The following is a 23,450-nucleotide window of genomic DNA, read 5'->3' as shown; positions in this document are numbered from 1 at the left end:
ATCAGTGCGAGACTTCGCAAACCTCGGCGTGGGGCACCAGCTTCAGGTACTGGGCCATGCTCATGTGCACCAGGTTGTGGTGGTTGCCGGCTTCCAGGTAGATGTCTTTCTGCCGGGTCAGCAGCGGGTCGATCACCACGTCCAGTCCGTAGGACTCGCCCAGGGCCGGCACCGCGCCGCGCTCGCAGTCGTTGAACAGGTGGGCCAGGGTGCTTTCCCGGGTGACCTGCCATTCGCCGCTGCCGCGCACCTTGCCGAGGTCCAGGTGCCGACTGGCCGGCAACACCGCCATCAGGTAATGGCCGTGGTGATCGTCGAGGATCACCGACTTGGCCACTCGCTCCGCCGGTACCCCCGCCACCCGCGCCGTTTCCAGGCTGCTGGCGGAGTGTGGATGGGTCACCAGATCAAACTCACAAGCGGCTTGTTCCAGGCTGCGCTGCACGGTTCTTGCCATACGCATGATGCACCTCGGTGCCCCGCAAGCGGGGACAGGACTGTGACTCCTGATGCAAGTCTAGGTCGCGCTGCAAGACACAAGGCCTCGAACTTCCGAACGGCACCCTGCGCGTTCATTGCCCGGCACAGGAGGCGCCGGCTGCCGAGCCACAGAGGACAAACAAGCGGGCCCGAGTACCACCCGCGGCGAACTGACCGACTTTGTGCCACCCCTGGGGCAATGGCGCGAATTCCTCGGACTGATCGTCCGACCCCACCAGCCAATAGCGCCCGCTGCCCACTGACAAGGCGCTCAACTGATCCAGGTAAACCTGATCCGGGTGGTCGATCAGGGTGCCGAAGCCGTAGGCGTTCGGCCTGCTGGAGGTGCCTCCCGGCAGCGGCGGCGTATAGAGCATCGGCTGGGCATCGGTGCGGTTGTAGTAGACGTAGCTCAAGTACCAGAGCATGTCGCTGATAACGATGCGGTCGCCCGCGACGTAGTGCCGGTTGACGTAGTCGACCATCACGCTGATCTGGTCGTTGGCGTCGACATCGATGTTGTTTTTCAGCCCCACCGCTTCCAGCCCCACGAACCCCAGCAGCAACGCCAGCGCCACCAGCCGGGCAGTCTTAAGCCAGCGATCGATGAGCACCGCCATGATCATCGGCAAGCCCAAGGCATACGCGGTCAGGTAGCGTTCGATAAACACTGGCGAAGCGAACGACACCGCAAACACCAACAACAACGGCAGCAGGGTGAAACTCGCCAGCAGCCCACCGAACCTGGCAGGTGCACCATCACGCCAGGCCAGGACGCTACAGACCGCCAGCAACAGCAGCGGCATGCCCACGAACAGCGCACCTGGCAGGTTGTCGCCTTCGTCCTGGATCAGCAATTGCCAGACCATCGCCGGCAGCGAAGACCAGGTGACCACCGGCTCCCAGCCGACATCGCCGTTAGCTTTCAACTCGTCCATGTGCCGCAGCAGGTCCAGCAACTCCGGAACCCAGGGCAGGAACAGCAGCACGATCGCCGCATTCGCCAGCCACCAGGCCGGGCGGGTGACCAAGCGCCCGCCACCCTCGGCGCGCACGCCCGAAACGGCCAGGTACAGCCAGTGCGCCAGCACGCAGAACACCGTGAAGTAATGGGTGTAGAAAGCCAGGGTCATCAGCAGTGCGTAGCTCAACAGATAGCCGGGACGCGAAGGCTGGCGCAGCCAGTACACCAGGGCCAGGGTCGCTCCCAACAGCAACAGGCCCAGCAGCGCATACATGCGCACTTCCTGGCTGTAGCGCACGGCCGTGGGCAGCAGGGCCAGCAGCACACCGGCGAGAATCGCCGCGCGACGGGTCGCCAGCAGCGCCACCAGCCACATGCCGAGCCCTACGGTAACTATCCCTGGCAGCGCGCTGAAGGTGCGAATGGAAAAAATCCCGTCGCCGAACAGTTCAATCCAACCACGCAACAGCATGAAATACAGCGGCGGATGGACGTCGCGGGCCGCATGAAACCAGATTTCGCTCAGCGAATACTGGCTGAGCACCAGGCTGGAACCTTCGTCGCCCCAGATGGCCGCGGCGGTCAGGTCATAAAAGCGAACCGCCGCAGCCAACAGCAACACCGGCAGCAACCAATACTCAAGCGCCAAGCGCATCAGCCGCTGCAAACCTTGCTCCCGAGACACGACGGCCTGCTCTTGCAAACGCCCGATCAACTCCGGCGCTCTGCGAAAATCCATTCCTTGCTCCCCATAAACTCGCCAGATCTGGTCGCTCAAACCCCGACAGCATCGTCCTTTGCCTGGAAAACCGCAAAGCACAGGCGCAAGGGTAAAAAGCCGCTCCTCGAATGTCATGTGCGACGCCTGCCGATTGCCCTCGGGTACCGCGGTATGGGGTCAGGCCCGGCCATCACCGGCAATGGATGAACATAGACCGGAGGACAGCAAAGGGGCGTCACAGAACGGCGGATTTTCTAACCAGCGACGTAGGTGCCAGCCGGCGCCTTCTGTATGATTTTCGCCACACTCGGAACCTGCCCTCATGGCTTTTCTGAATTAAGGACAATTCATGCGCAAGCTTCTGCTCTCGGCATTGACCCTCACCGCCCTGTGCGCCGGCCAGGCGCAGGCCAGCTCGGATGACATCTGCTCGCCGACCTGGTCGCTCTACACAAATCGCCTGGACGGTTGCAGCAACCTGCCCTTTCTCAGCCCGGGCAACGACAGCCGGGTCAACCTGCGGCTGCTGCTGGCCGACCAGGGCAGCCTGCCCCTGGCACCCCGGGCCCTGACCCAGGATGAACTGGGCATGGGCTACGGCCCTGTGCCCTTCATGCACTATCGCCTGCACCCGGCGCAGCCCGAACTCGATCCCGACACTGGCAACCCACCCAAGCCCGGCCCCTCGCCCGCCACCGAGCAGCTCGACAGCCTGCTGCAGGCCGTAGGCCTGCGTCGCGATAGCAAGGAAGCCGCCGGGAACGGCTTTCTCTCCGGAGAAGGCAGCCGCTGCCGCAGCAACTCGGACGCCAGTGCCCTGGCTTTTGTGGAGCAGCTCGACCAGGCGCCACTGAGCCCGGAAGAACGCCAGGCCCTGGCCGAGGCCCGGGTGCAACTGCTGGCCAGCTGCGACTGGAACGCCAGCGAAATGAGCAAGCTGCTGCCGGCCAACCTGAACTCGGCGGCGGCCAAGGCGTTCGCCGGCTACCTGCAGGCCGCCGCCGACTTCTACAGCGGCCGCTTCAACGAAGCCGGCAACGGTTTTGCCGCGCTCAAGGACAGTCCCCAGCCCTGGCTGGCCGAAACCGCGGCCTACATGAGCCCGCGCACCCTGCTCAACCTGGCCCAGCAAAACGCCTTCGATGAATGGAGCATGGTCAATCTGGAGCATGTGGACAAAGCCGTCCTGCAACAGGCCGGCGCCGGTTTCGAGGCCTACCTGAAGACTTATCCACAGGGCCGTTACGCCGTTTCCGCCAAGGGTCTGATCCGCCGTGTGCACTGGCTGACGGGCGACACCCAGGCCCTGGCCGAGGACTACGCCTGGCAACTGACCCAAGCTCCCGGCACCCCGCGCAACATGCCTCTGGACGACCTGGTGGAAGAAGTCGACTACAAACTGCTGAGCCTGCCCGAAGACCACTTCAAGGCCCCGCTGCTGCTGGCGGTCAAGGACCTGATGCGCATGCGCGACGCCCCCTCGGCGCCCCTGACCCCGGATGCCCTGCAACAGCAGAAGGCCCAGTTCGCCAGCCAGCCGGCGCTGTTCGACTATCTCCAGGCCGCTTTCAGCCTGTATGTCGAAAAACAACCGGCGGCGGCGCTCAAACAATTGCCCAGCCAAGTGCCGGCGCAACTGGACTACCTGAGCTTCAGCCAGCAGATCCTGCGTGGCCTGGCAATGCAGGCCCAACAGGACTGGAAAGGCGCCGAGGCGCTGTGGCTGCAATTGCTGCCCCTGGCCCAGCAACCGCTGCAACGCGAACAGCTGGAACTGGCCCTGGCCTATACCTACGAGCGCAGCGGGCAACTGGCCAAGGTGTTCGCCGACGACTCGCCGATCAAGACTGCCCAGGTGCGCGCCATTCTCCTGCGCCAGGTGGCCTCGCCCAAACTGCTGCGCCAACAGGCGCAGAAGGCCGACTCGGCAGAAGAGCGCAACGCCGCGCGCTTTATCCTGCTGTACAAGGACCTGACCCGCGGCCAGTACGCGGCCTTCGGCCAGGACTACGCGCAACTGCCGCCCACCCTGCCCGACGCCAGTCTTCCCGCCAGCCTGGGCTACATCTACCTCAGTACCACGCCATTGCAGGATTTCCACTGGAATGGCGCACAGCCCGAAGCGCAACCCCCCGACTACCGCTGCCCGAACCTGGTGGAGACGGCCGCCCTCCTGCAGCGTGATCCCAAGGCTCCGGCCGGGCTGATCTGCCTCGGCGAGTTCATGCGCTTCAGCGGCTTCGACCGCATGCCCCTGGACACCCCGCCACCGGCCCAGAACCTGGGCGGCACCCCGGATGCGTTCCCGGGCAAGCCGTTCTCGCGGCTCGACGGCTATCAGGTGGTGATCAACAACCCCAAGGCCAGCCGTGACGACCGGGCCTACGCCTTGTACCGGGCCATCAACTGCTACGCCTCCTCGGGCCACAACAACTGTGGCGGCGCCGGCGTCGAACCGGCCGTGCGCAAGGCTTGGTTCCGTCAGTTGAAGACCAAGCTGGGGGATACCCAATGGAGCCAGTCATTGCGCTACTACTGGTGAGAATGAAGTCCCTGGGTTACGGCCTGCTGCCGCTCTGGCTGTGGTGGGCCACCCCGGCGGCCGGCGCGGCGCCAGTGCAGGCCGCCGACCACGACGCCTTCTGGCTGTGGAGCGGGGTCAAAACCCAGCCGGTGCTGGCCCGGGCCAAGACCCTGTACATCCTCCAGGGCCAGATCAGCCGCTCGCGGCGCCATCCGGCCAGCGGCGTCCAGCTCATCGCCCAGGGCCTGCCAGTGTCGCGTCTGCGCCAGGAGCAGGTGTGGGTGGTCTACCGCGCCCACACCCTGGCCTGGCCCGAACCGCTGTATGACCAGTTGCTGGGCCAGGTCCGGCGTTGGCAGGCCACGGGCACCCAGGTGGTGGGCATCCAGATCGATTTCGACAGCAGCACCCACGACCTGGAGCGCTATGGCCACTTCCTGCGCGACCTGCGCCAACGCCTGCCGGCGCACTACCGCCTGAGCATCACCGGGTTGATGGACTGGGGCAGCAACGCCGACCCGCAAGCCATCGGCCAGCTCAAGGGCGTGGTGGACGAAGTGGTGGTGCAGACCTACCAGGGCCGCCGCAGCATCCCCAACTACGCCAGCTACCTGCCGCGCCTGGACCGCATGGGCCTGCCCTACAAGGTCGGCCTGATCCAGGGCGGTGAATGGCAGGAACCCCAGGCCCTGCGCGACAGCCCCTGGTTCAAGGGCTACGTGGTGTTCTTGCAGAATCCTCAGCCTGAGCCCTGAATCCGGTGCAATAAGTGCTCACAGTAATACCCATCGATGCCCTTGATCCTCGAAGCCTGCTGGGGCAAAACGGTTCCTGCGGAGTTGATATGCCAAGCAGTCATTTGTGATGCCTCTCTCGTCGGACAAGGATTGACCTCGACGAATACAGGCACTAGGCTCGACCTCACAACTCAACCCCGTACGCAGAGATTCAGTTCGCTGGCCGTTGGGGTGAAAAAACCGGCCCAGGCCGGTTTTTTCGTTTCCAGGGAATGGAATAGTGCGCACGGCCTTCTTTGTCGATGGCTACAACCTGTTCTACGGGTTGCTGGCCGACACCCCATTCAAGTGGCTCGACCTGCCTGGGTTGCTGACCCATATCGTGCAGATCGAAAACCCCGCCAGCCGACTGGCCTCGGTGGACTACTTCACTTCTTCAGTCAAACCCCGGCTGGCCACCCGTGGCCGGGCCTCCAAGGAAGCACAAGACACCTACCTGCGCGCCTTGAAGGCGTCCCAGGTCAATGTGCACCTGGGGCGCCATCAGCTTGAACCGGCCAAAGCCCCACGCTTCATCAATAAAGCCGTAGGGGCTTCACGCCAGGACACGGTGGACATCTGGAAACTTGAGGAAAAGGAAACCGACGTCCATCTGGCGATCAGCATGTACCGCCTCGCAGCCAGGCAAGCCCTGCATCCTCCAGATGAACGCATCGAGCAACTGGTGCTGGTCTCGGGAGACACCGATATGGCACCAGCGCTGCGGGCCATTCGCGAAGACTTCCCGGACTTGACCCTTGGCGTGATCCTGCCTCACCGCCCGCAGTATCAGCGCCCGCAACCCGGCTCACTGAAAGCCCAGGCCCACTGGATGCGCCGGGTCGTCAGCGCAGAAGAACTGTGCAAGCACCAGTTCCCCGAACGAGTGGCGACCCGCAAGGCGCCCGCTATCAAGCCGGACTACTGGTGAGCCCAGCTGCTGCGGCCTTACCAGTCATAAGTCAGGCTCGAGACCATGGTCCGGCCTTCGCCGTAGTAGCAGTCCCAGATGCTGGTGCAGTTGGCGACGTAGGTCTTGTCGGTGAGGTTCTTCACGTTCAGCGCCAGCTTCACGCCCTTGAGCTGCAACGGCGACTTTTCAAGGTCGTAGGTCAGGCCGGCGTCGTACACGGTGTAGGAAGGGATCTGGAAGGCGCCGTCGTAGTCGGTGCCGTAGCTGCCCTTGACGTAGCGGGTGCCAACGCCCGCTCCCAGGCCTGCCAGGGGGGTGTCGCCCAGGATGGTGTAGTTGAGCCACAACGCAGCAGTCAGGGGTGGCATGCCCGCCGGGTGGCGACCCTCGCGGCCATCGTTGTCCTTGGTGTACTTGATGTCGTTGCGCGATGCCGAGGCAATCACGTCCAGCGATTCGCTGAGGCTGGCCTTGACTTCAAGCTCGATACCCCGGGAGCGCACCGCGCCGCTCTGGATACTGAACCCGGGGTTGGCCAGGTCGGTGGTCAGAATGTTCTCCTGGTCCAGCTGATAGGCCGATACCTGGACGAAGCTCTCCTGGCCCGGAGGCTGGAATTTCACCCCCACTTCGTACTGCTTGCCGGTGGAAGGTTCGAACGCGCTGCGCTGGAAGCTGGTGCCGCTCAACGGCAGGAAGGATTCCGAGTAGCTGACAAAGGGCGCCAGCCCGTTGTCGAACAGGTACACCAACCCCCCGCGCCCGGTGAAGGACTGGTTCTTGACGTTGGTATGGGCCCCACCCAGCGGCGCCTTGTTGTCGGTTTCCGCCCAATCGTTGCGACCGCCCAGCACCAGCACCCACTTCTCGTACTTGATCTGGTCCTGCACGTAGAGGCCGGTCTGGATGATGGTGTTGTCCCACTGGTAAGCGTTGCCGAAATTCAGCGACTGGCCGTAGGTGGGGGTGAACATGTCGAGAATCGGCGGGTTGTAGTCGTACTTGCCGTGGTATTTCGAATTGAAGTGGTAGTAGTCCAGCCCCACCAGCACCGTGTGGTTGAACGGCCCGGTGTCGAACTCGGCCTGGGCGATGTTATCCACGCCGAAGACCTTGTTGTGCTGCTTCCAGTCGACCCCGTAGCGGGTCATGTAGCGCTGGTCGTCGAGCCCGGTCTTGGGGTTGGTGACGAACTTGTAGCCGTGCAGCGGCGCACGGTAACGGTCGTCGACGTCGGCGTAGCGGGCATTCTGCTTCAGGGTCCAGACATCGTTCAGGCGATGGGAGAACTCGTAGCCCACGACGAACTGGTCACGGTCGTAGGCATTGACCCCGGGCTCGCCGAGAAACAGGTCGCGGTCGATCTTGCCGTTGGGGTTGGCGAACACCGTGCCCACGCTGGGCAGGCCCTGGGCCTCGGGCACGTCGTTGTCCTTCTGGAACTGGGCAAACACCGTCAGTTGGGTGTCGTCATCCGGCCGCCAGGTCAGGCTCGGGGCGATGAACTGACGCTGGCGCTGCACGTAATCGATGGCGTCCTGGCTGTCGCTGGCCAGGCCGGTCAGGCGATAGAGGAACTGCCCCTGCTCATCCAGCGGGCCGCCCAGGTCCAGGGCGATGCTCTTGTGGTCGTAGCTGCCGGCTTCCACTTTCAGCTGATGCACGGGGGTCTCGGTGGGCCGCTTGCTGACCATGTTGACGATCCCGCCCGGCTGGTTCTGCCCGTAGAGCACCGAGGCCGGGCCCTTGAGCACTTCGATGCGCTCCAGGGAATAGGGCTCGATCTGCAGGGCCCCCCCGGTACTGCCACCGCCATAGGGCAAGTGCAGGCCGTCGAGGTACAGCGGAGTCGGTGAAAAACCACGGGAGGTGGGTTCGTCGAAAATCTTCACCCGGTCGGAAAAGCCGCCGCCGGTCATGCCCGGGGTATAGAGCAGCGCCTCGGTCACGCTCTGGGCACCACGGGCGCTGATTTCCTTGGCGCCGATCACGTTGATGGTCTGCGGAATCTCCACCAGCGCCGAATCGGTCTTGCTGCCGGTGGCGCTGCGCTTGGCCACGATCCCCGGCACTGCGCCCCAGGCATTTTCATCCACTTGGGTGGCGCCGATGCGGGTTGGCCCCAGCTCCAGCGCAGCGCCCTGGGCCACTGGCTGCAACCCCCAGCTGGCACCACTCTGGGTGGCTTGCAGGCCGGTCCCCGCGAGGAGCTGGTGCAGCCCTTGCGCCACTTCGTAGCGGCCTTGCAGGCCCTGGCTGTGCTTGCCGGCAGTCATGCTCGCATCCACCGACAGGAGAATGCCCGCCGCACTGGCAAAGCGGTTCAGCACCTGATCGAGGTTGCCGGGGGCGATCTGGTAGTCGCGGGCCTGGCTCTGGCTGCCCGGCTCGGCCTGGACAATGCCTGGCAGCACGGGTGCCACCGCCAGCAGCGCAACAAAGGCTCGGCGGCGCGCGGTAGCGCCCAGGGTCAAAATGGATGCAGCGGTCTGGTAAGGCATTCCTGAACTCCCCATGAGAATGCGTCTTGATCGGCTTTCATGGGGTATCCCGAACGGCGCGCCGGAATCGACAACCGCCTGACAAAATATTTTTGCATTCAGCCTCGCGGCTTGAGGGTTACCCAGTAGCGGGTCACCGCATGGGCCCGTACCGGTAGCGAGCGCTCCAGGGCTGCGAGCACCGCATCGCTGTCGGCCAGGGGAAAGACCCCGGTCAGCAGCAAGCCCGCCACCTGCTCATCGCAGCGCAGCACCCCTGGCCGATACCGTGACAGCTCAGCGACGAACTGCCCCAGGGGCTGGCGTTCGGCAATCAACCGGCCCTCGCTCCAACTGCTGGCATTGACCTGGGCCACTTGCCGGGCCGACACCCGGCCGGCGTCGAACCACAGGCGTTCGCCGGCATTCAGTTGCAGGGCCTGGGTGTGGCGGGGGCTGATCCGCAGGGCCCCTTCGTAAAGATCGACCCGGGTGCCGCCGTCCAACTCGCGCACGGCGAAACGTGTGCCCAGGGCCTGGATATCGCCGGCGGGGGTTTCCACGATCAGCGGCCGCGACGGGTCATGCCCGCTGGTCAGCAGGATCTCGCCCTGGATCAGGCGGATGCGCCGTTCGCTGGCGCTGAACAGCAGGTCGACGGCGCTGGCGCTGTTGAGGTCCAGACGGCTGCCGTCGCTCAGGGTCAGGTGGCGTATTTCCCCGGTGGCGCTGCGCTGCCCGGCGAAGGCCGCTCGCCAGGGCTGGCTGTCTTGCACCAGGTAGCCGCTGCCACCGGCCACCAACAGCAAGCCGAGCAGCTTCAGTGCGGCGCGGCGCTGCTGGTCCGGCGCCTTGGCCAACAGTACATGGGTGCTGTGTTCCGGCACGCCTTGCAGGGTCTGTTGCAGTTGCTGCAGGCGTTGCCAGGCTCGCTGGTGCTCGGGATCGGCCTGCTGCCAGGCGTCGAAGGCGCTGCGCTGCTGCGCGCTCAATTCGCCGCCCCAATGCAGCATCAGCCACTCGCTGGCCTGCTCGACAACGCTGGGGGCAATGGGTGCCTGACGAGGTTTCATTCTGCGTAGAGCACCTGGTAACAAGCCTGGATCGCCCGGGTCATGTACTTCTGCACCGAGCTGACGGAAACCTCCAGGCGCTCGGCAATCTGCGCATAGCCCAGCCCCTCGAACTGCGACATGACAAAGGCCTGGCGCACCTTGTCCGGCATGCGGTCGAGCATGGCGTCGATCTGCATCAGGGTTTCGAGAATCAGCGCGCGGCTTTCCAGGGAGGGGGTCTGCGGCTCCGGCAAGTGGGCGATGCTTTCCAGGTAGGCGCGCTCGATGCGCGCGCGCCGCCATTGGTCGACCACCAGGTTGCGGGCGATCTGCGCCAGGTAGCTGCGGCTTTCCTGCTGCCCGGGAAAACGCCCCGAGAGCAAGAGGCGCAGGAAGGTATCCTGCGCCACGTCCGCGGCATGCTCGCGATCGCCCAGGCGCTTGCGCAACCAGCCCTGCAACCAGCCGTGATGATCCTGATACAGACGATGGAGTTGAGCGTTGCCGTCAGTGGTGGCTTGCATGAATGAAACTGCGCACATGATTGAGAGCAATTATCATTACACTTTTTTCTCAATCCAGGCAAAACGCTTTTCAACGTGGCTGGCTGGCAGCCTGCAATGGGTAGACCGACTGCCAACCACCCCCCAGCGCCTTGTACAGGCCAACCATGGCCAGGGACACTCCGGCCGAGCTTTCCACCAACTGCTCCTGGGTTGCCAGCAAGGCGCCCTGCACCGTCAGCACGTTGACGAAATCCACCACCCCTTCGATGTACTGCTGCTGTGCCGTGCGCAGGGCGATCTGGTTCTGCCGTACCGCTTCGGCCAGGCTGTCGCGGCGCAACTGGCTGGCGTTGTAGCGGGTCAGTTGGTCGTCGATTTCGTGCCAGGCCCGCAGCACCGTCTGCTGGTAGGCCAGGGCTGCTTCCTGCTGCTGGGCCTCGCGCAACTGAAGCATGCCCCGCAGGCGGCCGCCATCGAACAGCGGCAGGCTGAACTGCGGGCCGATGCCGAACTGCCGCGAACTCCAGGAACCGAAGTCCGCCAGTTGCAGGGCCTGGGAGCCGAAGTTGCCGGACAGGGTAATGCGCGGATAGAAATCGCCCTTGGCCACACCAATGCTGGCCGTGGCTGCATGCAGGCGCGCCTCGGCCTGGCGGATATCCGGACGCCGCTCGGCCAGTTGCGAAGGCAGGCCAATAGCCACCTGGGATGGCGGTTGCGGCACTGGCGCATCGCTGGCCAGTTCCTGGTGCAAGGCCTGGGGTGGCTCCCCCAGCAGCAGGCTCAGGGCATTGATCAACTGCGCCTGGCGCTGTTGCAGCTCCGGCAGTTGCGCCTCGATGGTGGCGACCTGGGCGGCGGCTTCGGCCACGTCCAGGTCGGTGGCCACGCCGTCGGCCAGGCGCAGTTGCGAGAGTTTCAGGCTGTGCCGGGCGACCTCGAGGTTCTGCTCGGTGACCGCCCGGGTGCTCTGCACGCCGCGCAGTTGGATGTAGTCCTGGGCGGTTTCCGCCAGTACCGACAGCAGCACCCCGCGCCGGTCGTTCTCCGCCACTTCCAGGGTCGCGTCGGCGGCCTCGGTTTCGCGCCGCACCCGGCCCCAGAAATCCAGCTCCCAGGAGGCGGAGAAGCCCGCTTCCCAGAGATTGAAGGCTGATTTTCCGTTGTTCCCCGAAGGGTCGTTCAGGCCCTCGGCACTGTTGCGCTTGCGCCCGTAGCCGCCATTGGCCGAGGTGCTCGGATAGCGTTCGGCTGTGATGACCTGGCGCGCCGCCCGGCTCTGCTGCAAACGGCTGGTGGCCAGTTGCAGGTCGAGGTTATCGCTCAGGACGCGACGGCTCAGGGCCGACAGTTGCGGGTCGTTGAACACCTCCCACCAGCGCTCCTGCAGGGCACTGTCCACCGCCTGGCTGGCAGCGGCCTGGGCCGGGGCGGACCAGGCCTGGACCTGGGTCGCCTGGGGCCTCTGGAAATCCGGGCCGACATTGCACGCGGCCAGGGACAGCAGGCTCAGCGCCAGCAGAGTGCGGAGCCCGTGGGAGCGTCTGTGACGGCTGCGTTCGCGGCTCATCGCTGGGTCACCTCGCGGGCGCTGGTGGCAGAGCTGTGGGTGTCCACGCTGGCTTCCACCGACATGCCCACCCGCAACCGCTCGGCCAACGGCTGGTTGGGTTCCAGAAGGATCTTCACCGGAATGCGCTGCACCACCTTGGTGAAGTTGCCGGTGGCGTTATCCGGCTTCACCGCGGCGAAGGTCACACCGGTGGCCGGGGCCAGGCTTTCCACCCGACCATGCAGGGTCTCGCCGCCCAGGCTGTCGACCCGCACCTCCACCACCTGCCCGGCATGCATGGCCGTCAGCTGGGTTTCCTGGAAGTTGGCCAGTACATAGGCCTGCTGCAGCGGCACCACGGCAAGGATCTTGCTGCCCGGGGTGACATAGGCACCGACCCGCACCGCGCGCTCGCCGACCATGCCGTCCACCGGCGCCACGATGCGCGTGTAGGACAACTCGTAGCTGGCCATTTCCAGGGCCGCCTGGGCACGTTTCAAGCCGCCTTCCGCGGCGTCGCGCTGAGCGGTGAGGATCTCCACCTGCTTGCGCTCCGCCGCCAGGGCTGCGGTGGCGGTGGCCAGCCGGGCGCTGGCCTGGTCGATGCGGGTCCGGGCCTGCTGGGCGTTCTGCACCGTGCCGGCGCCGACCCCGGCCAGGTGGTTGTAGCGGTTCAGTTCATGCTCGGCAAAGGCTCGCTCGGCCTGGGCCGCGCTCAAGGCAGCCTGGGCCTGGGCGATCACCGAACTCTGCCGGTCCAGGGTCGCCCGGGCGTTCTGCAACTGCGCCTTGGCCACCAGAGTCTCGGCATCCGCCGCCTGGGCCGCGGCCCGCAGGTCACGGTCGTCGATCAGCGCCAGCAGTTGCCCGGCCTTGACCTGCTGGTTGTCCTCCACCAGCACTTCCTTGATGAACCCCGCCACGCGCGGGGCCACCAGGGTGTAGTCGGCGGCGATGAAGGCGTCGTTGGTGGTCTGCTCGCCGGCGCGGCCGAACAGCCCCGGCAGCGCCAGGTAGGCCAGCACGCCAAGGGCCGCCACTGCCGCTACCGCAATCGCGATTTTGTGTTTGTTCTGGGTCGTCATGACAAAGGTCTCGTTCAAGTCGGCGCCCGCGGTGGGTAGATCCGCGTCGGCAGCCAGAAAATCAGCAGGATCAGCACAGCGGCCAGCCCTGCCATGCAGTAGTAGAGGTCGGCGGAGGTCAGCACCACGGCCTGCTGGTGCAGGCGCCGGGCCAGGCCGGCGACGCCGTCGTCCACCAGAGGCGAGTTGCCCAGGCTGTCCACCAGCATGGTCGAATGAAAATGCAGGCGGCGTGTGGTCAGCACATCCAGCACACCGGTGGCAATCACCGCCGCCAGGCCTTTCACGGTGTTGAACCACGCCGAGGCAAAAGGCCCTTCCATCGGGGTGATACTGCCGGTGGAAAGCATCAGCAATGGCAGCACTGCCATGGGCTGGCCGAAGATCTGCAGCAGTTGCAGCACATAGAAGTCGTCACGGATCCAGGCCGCGGTCAGGTGCGTACCGCCCAGACAGGACAGCACCAGCATGCCCAGGCCGATCCCCAGCACCCAGCGGCAATCGACCCAGCGCAGGTTGCACAGTGCTGCCACCAGGGGCAGCGCAAGCAGTTGCGGCAGGGCCATCACCAGCATCACCGGCGCGGTCTGCAACGGCCGGTAGCCCTGGACCTGAGCCAGATAGGCGGACGGGATGATGATCACCGCCGTCAGTACCACCAGCACCCCGGCCAGGGTCAGCAGGGCGAAGGACAGGTTGCGGATGCCGAGCATCTGCAGCTTGAAGAAGGGAATCGGCTGCGACCATTCGTTGATCATGAACAGCACCAGCAGCACCAGGCCGCCGGCCAGCAGCACACAGATCAGCGGCGACTCGAACCAGTCCAGGCGGTTGCCCTGCAGGATACCGATCACCAGCATGCAGATCGCCGGAAAGCCCAGCAGCAGGCCGCGCCAGTTGAACTGCTTGAAACGCTCCAGGCGCAGCGGGTCCTGGGGCAGGCCGTAGGCCACCGCCGCCATCGCCAGCAGGCAAGGCAGCACCACCTGCCAGAACGCCCATTGCCAGCCCACGTACTCGGTCCAGAGTGCTGCCAGGGGCGTGCCCAGGCTGGGGCCGAAAGTGGCGGTCAGGGCATACCCGGCCAGGCCGTAGAGCTTGACGTTGGCCGGCAGGAAACGCAGGGCCACGGTCATCAGCATCGGTGGCAGCGCGCCGCCGGCCAGACCTTGCAGGGTGCGCAGCAGCAACAGGCTTTCGTAGTTCGGGGCGAAGGGGCACAGCACCCCCAGCAGGGTGAACAGGCCAATGGCACACAGGGTGAAGCGCCGTAGGGAAAAGGTCACCGAACACCAGGGCGCGAAGGCCATGGCCGCCACCGAAGTGGCGGTGTAGCAGGCCAACAGCCAGGTGCCTTCGTCGTAGCCGATGAACAGCGCACCACGAATATCCGCCAGGGCGATCTTGGTCACCATCTCGTTGAGGCCCGAGACCAGCACCGCCAGCAGCACGCCCACCAGGCCGATGATGATCCGCGGCCCGAACAACGGCGGTGCAATGGCTGCCGGCTTGCTGGCGGCTTCAACCGAAGCAGGCGCAGCGACAGCGAGGGAACTCATGGAAATACTGCTCCAGACAAGAAAACCAGAGCAGTTTATGAACAGCCGATGCTGACGAAAACTGACTTATCGACAGTTTATAAGTGCGTCAGACGCAATTATTAACCCTGTTGACCGTAGGATCTGGCTTGCCAGCGAAGGGGCCCTCAAGACCGCTTTCGCCGGCAAGCCGGCTCCTACGAAGAGACCGGCTGGGCTTCTTGCCAGGTGGCCTGGCAGGAGGTGCGCAGGGTTTCGCGAAACCACTTGTGCGCCGGGTCCTTGTCGTAGCGCGGATGCCAGGCCTGGGTCAGGACCAGAGTCGGCAGGGAAATCGGCAGCACGAACGAACGCAAGCGCAGGCCCAGGCGCGAGACGCTGAGCAGGGTTTCCTGGGGCACCGGCAGGATCAGGTCCGAATCCGGCAGCATGAACATGGCGGCGTGGAAGCTCGGGGCAATCAGCGGCACCCGGCGCTCCAGGCCCTGCTCGGCCAGGGCCGCATCGATAGGTCCACGGGCTATGCCCCGGCGAGACATGCTGATATGGGGAAACGCGGCAAAACGCTCGGCGGTGATGTCTTCGTCCAACAGCGGGTGGCCTTCGCGCACCAGGCCGACAAAGGCGGTGGTGAACAGGTTCTGCACCTTGACTTCCGGGGTCAGGGGCCGGGTGTTGCTAATCCGCAGGTCAATCCTTCCCTCCCGCAGGGCCTCGTCATCGCCATCGCCTTCGGGCACGAAGCGCAGCTCGCACAAGGGCGCCTGACGCTCCAGGGTATCGATGAGGCGACCGCCATACACGCCGACGAAAAAATCGTTGGCGCGCACGTTGAAGCGCCGCTGCAGGGAACCCAGGTCGACCTTGTCCGCCGAGCGGAACACCAGGGCCGCCTGCTCCACTACATCGCGCACCTGGCTGCGCAGTTCCAGGGCCTTGGGGGTGGGCACCAGGCCGCGTCCGGCACGTACCAGCACCGGGTCGCCGAGGGCGTCGCGGATCCGCGTCAGGGTCCGGCTCATGGCCGCCGGGCTGAGGTTCATGCGCCGCGCCGCGCCCACCACGCTGCCCTCGTCGAGCAGGGCGTCGAGGGCCACCAGAAGGTTCATGTCCGGAAGTTGCATGTTGAGCACTCGTGACTGGTCAGGGATGATCCAGGCGCAATGCTAGCAGGCTTGGCGCCGAGGAAAATGAGGGAGATCAATCCTTACCCGTGAACCCACTAGCCGCGTAGGAGCCGGCTTGCCGGCGAATGGGCCCTCGAACCTTGCATAGCCCTTGAGGACGCTTTCGCTGGCAAGCCAGCTCCTACGGTCGGGGGGGCTGGCGGACGGGGTAGCTCAGCGCTGCATGCCCCAGCGTTTTACCGTGATCCGCTCCAGGGTGTCGAAGATCAGGTTTTCCACCAGCAGGCCGATGAGGATCACCACTGCCAGCCCGGCAAACACCTTGTCGGTGTACAACTCATTGCGGTTCTGGAAGATGTACCAGCCCAGGCCACCCTTGCCGCTGGTGGCGCCGAACACCAGCTCGGCAGCGATCAGGGTGCGCCAGGCGAAAGCCCAGCCGATCTTCAACCCGGCGAGAATCGACGGCAGCGCCGCCGGGATCAGGACGAACAGCACCAGGCGCAGGCCCTTGAGGCCGTAGTTGCGCCCGGCCATGCGCAGGGTTTCGGAAACCCCGAGAAACCCGGCATAGGTGTTCAAGGCCAAAGCCCAGAGCACCGAATGCACCAGCACGAAGATCAGGCTGTTCTGCCCCAGGCCGAACCACAGCAGCGCCAGGGGCAGCAGGGCGATGGCCGGCAGCGGATTGAACATCGAGGTCAGGGTGCTCAGCAGGTCACGGCCAAGCCGGGTCGAGACCGCCAGGGTGGTCAAGGCAAACGCTAGGACGATGCCGATCAGGTAGCCCTTGAGCAGCACCACCAGGGAAATGCCCACCTTGCCCAGCAATTCGCCGCTGAGCAGGCCCTGGTAAAGAGCGCTGGCAGTTTGCAGAAAACTCGGTAGCAGCAGGTCGTTGTTCTGGTAACGGGCCACGGCTTCCCAGAGCAGCGCCAGCAGGACCAGGATCAGGCTCTTGCGCAACCAGCCTTGTTGCCAGAGGCGCTGCCCCAGGGGCAGCTCGCGTTCCAGGGGCACTTGCAGCAAGGGCTGCAGGACAACTTCGTATTCCTCGCGCGCAGGGGATGAGTGGCTCATCGGGCATTCCTCGTTCAACGGTGGCCTGACGGCTCAATAAGCGATACGGATATCGGCGAAATCCAGCTCGGTTTCAGTTTCCGGCGATTGGCCTTCATCGAACAGCAAGCGGTGGATGCGCCGCGCGGTCTGTTGAAAGGCCACGCCACCGAGGCTCTGCAGGTCGTACTGGTGGCTGTGGACTTCCGCCCGCACGCGCCCCGGATGAGGCGACAACAGGAGGATGCGATTGCCCACCACCAGCGCTTCCTCGATGGAGTGAGTGACGAACAGCAAGGTGAAGCGCACCTCCTCCCAGAGCCGCAGCAACTCCTCCTGCATCTTGCGCCGGGTCAGGGCGTCGAGGGCGGCGAAAGGCTCGTCCATCAGCAGGATCTTCGGCTGCATGGCCAGGGCGCGAGCGATCGCCACCCGGGCCTTCATGCCACCGGACAGGGTATGCGGATAGGCATCGGCGAAAGCCGCCAGGCCGACTTTCTCCAGGTATTCCAGGGCGCGCTCTTCGGCCTCGCGGCGGCCGAGGGTCTTCGACGCCAGCAAGGGAAACATCACGTTCTGCTTCACGGTTTTCCAGGGGGGCAACTGGTCGAACTCCTGGAACACCACGATACGATCCGGCCCGGGCTGGCTGACGCGCTGGCCTTGCAGGCGAATCTCGCCCTCACAGGGCTGGATGAACCCGGCCACGGCCTTGAGCAGGGTCGACTTGCCGCAGCCAGAAGGCCCCAGCAGGACAAAGCGGTCGGCCGGATCAACCTCGAAACTCACCTGGTGGGTGGCCCGCACCACCCGCTGCGGGGTGCGGTATTCCAGGCTGACTTGTTCCACCGCCAACAGCGCCTGGGCGATGGCAGCGCGATTGCTGGCCGTGTGGCCTGGCAAGGGGGCATTCATGGCGATCAGCTCCCCTGCAACGGTTTGGCATCCTGGAAGAAGTAGTCCTTCCACGACTCGGGCTTGTTCTTGATCGCACCGACCCGGTAGAGGAATTCCGCCAGTGGGTAGGTGTTTTTCGGTGTCACGCTGAACTCGAACTGCGGGTTGTCGATGATCTTCAGCAAAGCGGCGCGGTCGATCTTGGCCTTGGTCACGCGCAGGTAGGTATCGGCGGCTGCGCCCTTGTCGTGCTGGGCGAACTCGGCCGCTTCGGCCAGGGCTTCGACGAAGGCCTTGTAGGTCTTGGGGTTGTCGTTGCGGAATTTCTCGGTGGCGAACAGCACCGTCGGTGAGTTGGGCCCCAGCAGGTCGTAGGTATTGAGCACCACGTGCACATTGGGGTTCTCCAAGGCCTGGTCCTGGAATGGCGGGTTGGAGAAGTGCCCGGTCAGCTCGGTGCCGCCGGCAATCAGCGCGGCGGTGGCGTCCGGGTGGGGAACGGCGATGGTGTACTTGTCCAGGCGATTGAATTCCTTGTCGCCCCATTGCTTGGCGGCGGCGTATTGCAGGAAGCGCGATTGCACCGAGACCCCCACCGCCGGTACCGCAATGCGGTCCTTTTCGGTGAAGTCGGCGATAGTCTTGACCTTGGGATTGTTGCTCACCAGGTAGTAGGGAAAGTTACCCAGAGAGGCTACGGCCTTGACGTTCTGCCGGCCGTGGGTGCGATCCCAGATGGTCAGCAGCGGCCCGACGCCGGCCCCGGCAATGTCGATGGAGCCCGACAGCAGCGCGTCGTTGACCGCCGCGCCGCCGGACAACTGGGTCCAGTCGACCTTGATGTCGATGCCCTGCTCCTTGCCGTGCTTTTCGATCAGGTTCTGGTCGCGCACCACATTGAGCAGCAGGTAGACGATACCGAACTGTTCAGCGATGCGGATCTCGCCTTCGGCCTGGGCCGGCGCAGGCGCGACCAGGCTGCCGGCCAGCAGGCTGAAACCCAGGCCGATGGCCGTGGCCAGCCTGCCGAGGCGGGGAATGAAGGGAATGGATAAGGACATGCTGGTTCTCCTGCCGTGCCTGGCTGATCAGTAAGGGGCGTCGCCCTGGATGGTGGTGCGATACAGCTTGCGGCGCAGATGGCTCGGGCAACCGGCGGCCAGGTGGATCAGCGAGCGGTTGTCCCAGAACACCAGGTCGTGGGGCTGCCATTGATGGCGGTAGATGTTGTCCGGCAGCACGCTGTGGGCATACAGCTCGGCCAGCAACTGGGCGCTTTCGTCTTCCGGCAGGCCAACGATACGGGTGGTGAAACCCTCGCTGACGAACAACGCCTTGCGGCCGTTTTCCGGGTGAGTGCGCACGACCGGGTGCACCACCTCGGCGACCTGGGCCAGTTGCTCCGGGGTCAGGGTCGGGCGCCAATTGCCCTCGAACTTGGTCTCGCTGTAGCGCGCCGTGTAGGAGTGGGCGGCGCTGCGTCCCTCGACCGCCTTGCGCAGCGCCTCGGGCAAGTTGTCCCAGGCCTGGTGCATGTTGGCGAACAGGGTGTCGCCCCCTTCGGCTGGCAGTTCCTGGGCGTGCAGCATCGAGCCCAGACTCGGCAGCTCCTTGTAGGAGAGGTCCGAGTGCCAGAACTTGCCGGCGTCCCCCAGGCCGATGGACTGGCCGTTCTCGATGATGTTGGAAACGATGAGGATTTCCGGGTGCCCGGCCAGCAGGAACTGCTTGAGCACATGAATCTGCAACACACCGAAGCGACGGCTGAAGGCAATCTGCTGTTCGGGGCTGATGCGCTGGTCGCGGAACACCACCACGTGATGGTCCAGGTGGGCGCGGTGGATGCGGGCGAAGTCCTGGTCGTTGACTGGCCGGGACAGGTCGAGGCCGACGATCTCGGCGCCGACAGCCCCATTCAAGGGCCGGATTTCGAAAGCTTGTGCGGCAATGGAGGCGGCACTGGCTGATGCAGACATGACTGAAACTCCCGCGCAGGCGCGCCCAGGGCGCGCGCGTCGATCAGAAACTCACGGAGATCCCGTGTGGGTTCATTTCGTGCGGCGCGCCGATTGGTCGGCAGGTACGCAGGGAGTCAACTTTATAGATATAAGAAAACTAATTTAAATACCGTTAGTGAATAACGATATGTTGATTCAACCGATGGACCGCTTGGGGACGGTACGCCGACGAAGGCGCTCTCAAGGCCCCTTCGCTGGCAAGCCAGCTCCTACAAGGCTGGCTGGTGGTTTTTAAAGGGATCAGCGTTCGTGCAAGGCTTCGGCGCGGGCGCGGATGATCGGCTTGAGCAGGTAGCTGAGGATGCTTTTCTTGCCGGTGATGATGTCCACCGAGGCCACCATCCCGGGGATGATCAACAGCGGCTTCTCATCGGTGCCCAAGTGGCTGCGGTCGGTGCGCAGCTTGATCATGTAGTAGGTGGTCTTCTTGTCTTCATCGGTGATGGTATCGGCGCCGATCTGTTCCAGGCGGGCCTTGAGGCCACCGTAGATGGTGTAGTCATAGGCGCTGAACTTGACCACCGCTTCCTGCCCCGGATGCAAGAAAGCAATGTCCTGGGGACGGATCTTGGCTTCCACCAGCAGGGTGTCGTCCAGCGGGACGATTTCCACCATGTCGCTGCCCGGCTGGATCACCCCGCCGATGGTGTTGACCATTAGCTGCTTGACGATACCGCGTACCGGCGAGGTCACCAGGGTGCGGCTGACCCGGTCTTCCAGGGCCTTGCCGGTGGCGCTGGCCTTGTTCAGTTCGGTGCGCGCTTCGTTGAGCTGGGTCAGGGCCTCGCTGCGGAACTTGCCGCGGGTTTCATCGATCTTGCGCTGCACTTCCTTGATCGCCGATTCGGCGCGGGGGATCGCCAGGGTGGTGGCGTCCAGCTGGCCACGGGTTTCCACTTCGGCACGCTTGAGCCGCAGCACTTCCACCGGCGACACCGCGCCCTGGGCCACCAGCGGCTCGGACATGGCGATTTCCTGGCGCTGCAGGCCCAGTTGCTGGCGGTATTGCGCCTGCTTGGAGGTGAACTCGCGCAGTTCCTGCTGCTTCTGGATCAGCTGTTCCTGGAGGCCACCGATCTCGTCATGCAGTTGCTGGCGACGGCTCTGGTACAGGGATTTCTCACTGGCCGCCTGGCCCGGCGCTTCCTTGACCGCCTCGGCGGGGAAATTCAGCTCGCGTTCATCCACCTCGGCGCTCAGGCGCTCGACCCGCAGCAGCATGGACAGGCGCACGGTCTCGGTCTCGCCGACGTTGGACTGGAAGCGCGTGTCGTCGAGGCGAATCAGCGGCGCGCCGGCCTCGACTATCTGGCCTTCCTTGACGTACAGCTCGGAGACGATGCCGCCTTCCAGGTTCTGGATCTTCTGCAGCTTGGAGGAAGGAATCGCCTTGCCCTCGCCCTTGGTTACCTCGTCGATCACCGCGAAGTTGGCCCACAGCACCAGGAACAGGAAGAACGCGATGATGCCCCAGATGGTCAGGCGGATAACCCGCGGCGCATCTTCGATCAGTGCCTTGTTGACCTCGGGCAGCGGCTGCCCCTGGAGCGAATCGGTGCCTTTGAAATAGCGACGGATCGAGTCCTTGAATCCCGACTTAAGCAACACTGATCTGCCCCTTCTTCAACGCTTCCATCACCACCGCTTTCGGGCCATCGGCCAGGATTTGTCCACGGTCCACCACCAACAGCCGGTCCACCAGCGACAGCAACGACGCCCGGTGGGTGACCAGTACCACGGTCTTGCTCTGCACCACCGCCTCCAGGCGCTGTTTCAAGCGCTCTTCGCCGGTGTTGTCCATGGCGCTGGTGGGCTCGTCGAGCAGCAGGATCTGTGGGTTGAGCAACAGCGCGCGAGCCAGGGCGACGTTCTGCCGCTGGCCACCGGAAAGGTTCTGCCCGCGCTCGCCCACCTGCAATTCATAGCCCTGCGGGTGCAGCCTGGCGAACTCATGGACCCCCGCCAGTTCCGCGGCCTGCAGCACCAGTTCGTCCTCGACGTAGCGGGCACCGGAAGTCAGGTTGTCACGCAGGGTCCCGGCCAGCAGTTGGATGTCCTGGGGCACGTAGCCGATGTTGTGACGCAGTTCGCTGACATCGATCTGGCGGATATCCACACCGTCCACCAGCAGGGCCCCGGAGTCCGGCTGGTAGAGCCCCACCAGCAGCTTGGCCAGGGAGCTCTTGCCGGAGCCGCTGCGGCCGATGATGCCGACCTTTTCCCCCGGCTTGATCATCAGGTTGATGTTCTTCAGCGCCGGGTTCTGCTGCCCCGGGTAGGTAAAACTCAGTTGCCGACACTCGATGGCACCCTGCAGCACGCTGCGGCTCAGGGGGCGCTCGTCGAAATTGCGCTCCTGGGGCAGCTCCATCATCTGGTCCACGGAGGTCATGGTGACCCGCGCCTGCTGGTAGCGGGTCAGCAGCCCGGACAGCGAAGCCAGCGGGCTCAGGGCCCGACCGCTGAGCATGTAGCAGGCGATCAGGCCGCCCATGCTGAGGTTGCCGTCGATGATCTGGTACACGCCGAAGATGATCATGATCACCCCGGCCAGTTGCTGGATCAGCAAGGTGATGTTCATTGCCAGGCTGGACAGCATCTTCACCCGCAGCTCAAGCCGGCTGAGGGTACCGATGGTCTGCTCCCACTGGTACTGGCGCTCGCTCTCGGCGTTGTTGACCTTGACCGCGTCCAGGCCGGCCAGGGTCTCGATCAGGCTCGACTGGCGCTCGGCCCCCAGGGCCATGGTCTTCTCCATGGTCGCCACCAGCGGCTTCTGCAGGGCATAGCCGATGCACAGGGCAATCGGGAAGGCCAGCACCGGAATCCACACCAGATGCCCGCCAAGGATGGCGATCACCAGGAAGATCAGCAGGGTGAACGGCAGGTCGATCAGGCTGGTGAGGGTCAGGGATGCGAGGAAGTCCCGCAGGCTCTGAAACTCATGGATGTTCTGGGCGAAGCTGCCGACCCGTGCCGGACGGTACTTCATGGCCATGCCGACGATGCGCTCGAACAGCGTGGCGGAAATGATCAGGTCGGTCTTCTTTCCCGCCAGGTCCAGGCACAGGCTGCGCAGGCCCTTGAGGATCAGGTCGAAGATGTAGGCGCCGATGATGCCGATGGACAGCACCCACAGGGTCGAGGTGGCCTGGTTGGGCACCACCCGGTCATAGACGTTCATCACGAACAATGGCGCGGCCATGGCGATGATGTTGATCAGCAGGCTCGCGGCAATGGCGTCGGCATACAGCCAGCGCGAGCGCTTGAGGGTGTCGCGGAACCAGGAACGGGCGCGGGGGATCAGCGACCCGTGGTTGACGTCGAACTTGTGCTGGGGCTGGGCGAAGAACACCTGGCCACTGTAATCGTCGGCCAGCAACTGGCGGTCGACACAGACTTCGCCGCCATCGCTTTCGCTGAGCAGCAGCCGCGCCTGGTCTTCACCCTGCCAGCCCAGCAGCACCGCGCTGCGACCGTCCTTGAGCAGCAACAGGGCGGGCATGGCGATGGCTGGAATCTGTTCGAGCTTGCGCCGCAGCACCCGGCCCTGCAGCCCGGCCCGGGCCGCGGCCCGGGGGAGCAGCTCGGCGCTCAGGCGCTGGGATGGCAAGGGCAGGCCGGTGGTCAGCATCGCCGCACTGGCGGGCTTCTGGTGCAGGAAGCAGAGGGTCAGCAAACCATCCAGAAGGGGATCGTCATGCATGCCGCGTGGATCATGACTGAGTTGCACACTGACTTCTGATTCCACGCTC

General features: G+C 64.6%; 18 protein-coding genes. 3 read left to right on the top strand and 15 right to left on the bottom strand.

Annotated elements, in window-relative coordinates; genetic code table 11:
- Position 1: 1 nt before the first annotated feature.
- Entirely contained in the window at positions 2-463 is a 462-nt protein-coding gene (locus ABCR88_RS00805) for a YbaK/EbsC family protein (protein ID WP_041115071.1), read from the bottom strand.
- Between the two features lie 109 nt (positions 464-572).
- The gene (locus ABCR88_RS00800) at positions 573-2,183 is read right to left on the bottom strand and encodes a glycosyltransferase family 39 protein (RefSeq protein ID WP_350023458.1); all 1,611 of its coding nucleotides are present in this window, start codon (positions 2,181-2,183) and stop codon (positions 573-575) included.
- A 331-nt stretch (positions 2,184-2,514) separates the two neighbouring features.
- Here ABCR88_RS00800 and ABCR88_RS00795 point away from each other — a divergent pair, with 331 nt between their 5' ends.
- The 3 genes from ABCR88_RS00795 to ABCR88_RS00785 all read left to right on the top strand — a co-directional run bounded on the left by ABCR88_RS00795 (position 2,515) and on the right by ABCR88_RS00785 (position 6,396).
- Positions 2,515-4,707: an outer membrane assembly lipoprotein YfiO gene (locus ABCR88_RS00795; RefSeq protein WP_350403962.1), complete on the top strand. Its 2,193-nt coding sequence runs from the start codon at positions 2,515-2,517 to the stop codon at positions 4,705-4,707.
- Positions 4,677-5,444, top strand: coding sequence for a DUF3142 domain-containing protein (locus tag ABCR88_RS00790; protein WP_350403961.1), 768 nt, complete (start codon positions 4,677-4,679; stop codon positions 5,442-5,444). Before ABCR88_RS00795 ends, ABCR88_RS00790 begins: the two co-directional genes overlap by 31 nt.
- 262 nt (positions 5,445-5,706) lie before the next feature.
- On the top strand, positions 5,707-6,396 hold the full coding sequence (locus ABCR88_RS00785) for an NYN domain-containing protein (protein ID WP_015633685.1): 690 nt from the start codon (positions 5,707-5,709) through the stop codon (positions 6,394-6,396).
- A 17-nt stretch (positions 6,397-6,413) separates the two neighbouring features.
- On the opposite strand, the gene ABCR88_RS00780 is transcribed toward ABCR88_RS00785, so the two are convergent.
- The 13 genes from ABCR88_RS00780 to ABCR88_RS00720 all read right to left on the bottom strand — a co-directional run bounded on the left by ABCR88_RS00780 (position 6,414) and on the right by ABCR88_RS00720 (position 23,446).
- Positions 6,414-8,879 carry a TonB-dependent siderophore receptor gene (locus tag ABCR88_RS00780; protein WP_350403960.1) on the bottom strand — a complete coding sequence of 822 codons (2,466 nt, stop codon included), beginning with the start codon at positions 8,877-8,879 and terminating at the stop codon, positions 6,414-6,416.
- A gap of 98 nt (positions 8,880-8,977) precedes the next feature.
- A complete protein-coding gene (locus tag ABCR88_RS00775) occupies positions 8,978-9,931 on the bottom strand; it encodes a FecR family protein (protein ID WP_210671787.1) in 954 nt (317 codons plus the stop codon).
- A complete protein-coding gene (locus ABCR88_RS00770) occupies positions 9,928-10,437 on the bottom strand; it encodes a sigma-70 family RNA polymerase sigma factor (protein ID WP_011058526.1) in 510 nt (169 codons plus the stop codon). Before ABCR88_RS00770 ends, ABCR88_RS00775 begins: the two co-directional genes overlap by 4 nt.
- Positions 10,438-10,507: 70 nt before the next feature.
- Positions 10,508-11,989, bottom strand: coding sequence for an efflux transporter outer membrane subunit (locus ABCR88_RS00765; protein WP_350403959.1), 1,482 nt, complete (start codon positions 11,987-11,989; stop codon positions 10,508-10,510).
- Complete coding sequence (locus ABCR88_RS00760; protein WP_011058524.1) at positions 11,986-13,056, bottom strand: HlyD family secretion protein; 1,071 nt, start codon at positions 13,054-13,056, stop codon at positions 11,986-11,988. The genes ABCR88_RS00765 and ABCR88_RS00760 overlap by 4 nt, the downstream gene beginning before the upstream one ends.
- Before the next feature lie 14 nt (positions 13,057-13,070).
- Positions 13,071-14,615, bottom strand: coding sequence for an MFS transporter (locus ABCR88_RS00755; RefSeq protein ID WP_337154422.1), 1,545 nt, complete (start codon positions 14,613-14,615; stop codon positions 13,071-13,073).
- Between the two features lie 176 nt (positions 14,616-14,791).
- Positions 14,792-15,718 carry a LysR family transcriptional regulator gene (locus ABCR88_RS00750; protein WP_041115056.1) on the bottom strand — a complete coding sequence of 309 codons (927 nt, stop codon included), beginning with the start codon at positions 15,716-15,718 and terminating at the stop codon, positions 14,792-14,794.
- 216 nt (positions 15,719-15,934) lie between these two features.
- Positions 15,935-16,801 (bottom strand): ABC transporter permease, encoded by an 867-nt coding sequence (locus tag ABCR88_RS00745; RefSeq protein WP_041115054.1) that lies wholly within the window; start codon positions 16,799-16,801, stop codon positions 15,935-15,937.
- A gap of 33 nt (positions 16,802-16,834) precedes the next feature.
- Positions 16,835-17,695 (bottom strand): ABC transporter ATP-binding protein, encoded by an 861-nt coding sequence (locus tag ABCR88_RS00740; RefSeq protein WP_041115052.1) that lies wholly within the window; start codon positions 17,693-17,695, stop codon positions 16,835-16,837.
- 5 nt (positions 17,696-17,700) lie between these two features.
- Positions 17,701-18,726: an ABC transporter substrate-binding protein gene (locus tag ABCR88_RS00735; RefSeq protein ID WP_169893095.1), complete on the bottom strand. Its 1,026-nt coding sequence runs from the start codon at positions 18,724-18,726 to the stop codon at positions 17,701-17,703.
- A 39-nt stretch (positions 18,727-18,765) separates the two neighbouring features.
- Positions 18,766-19,653: a TauD/TfdA family dioxygenase gene (locus ABCR88_RS00730; protein WP_011058518.1), complete on the bottom strand. Its 888-nt coding sequence runs from the start codon at positions 19,651-19,653 to the stop codon at positions 18,766-18,768.
- A gap of 282 nt (positions 19,654-19,935) precedes the next feature.
- Entirely contained in the window at positions 19,936-21,303 is a 1,368-nt protein-coding gene (locus ABCR88_RS00725) for an HlyD family type I secretion periplasmic adaptor subunit (RefSeq protein ID WP_011058517.1), read from the bottom strand.
- Positions 21,293-23,446 (bottom strand): type I secretion system permease/ATPase, encoded by a 2,154-nt coding sequence (locus ABCR88_RS00720; protein WP_011058516.1) that lies wholly within the window; start codon positions 23,444-23,446, stop codon positions 21,293-21,295. Before ABCR88_RS00720 ends, ABCR88_RS00725 begins: the two co-directional genes overlap by 11 nt.
- Positions 23,447-23,450 lie beyond the last annotated feature (4 nt).

The sequence above is a fragment of the Pseudomonas sp. W17 genome (assembly GCF_040268305.1).
GTDB lineage: Bacteria > Pseudomonadota > Gammaproteobacteria > Pseudomonadales > Pseudomonadaceae > Aquipseudomonas > Aquipseudomonas protegens.
Note: the sequence above shows the minus strand (reverse complement) of the source record. Positions and strands in the feature narration are given on the sequence as shown.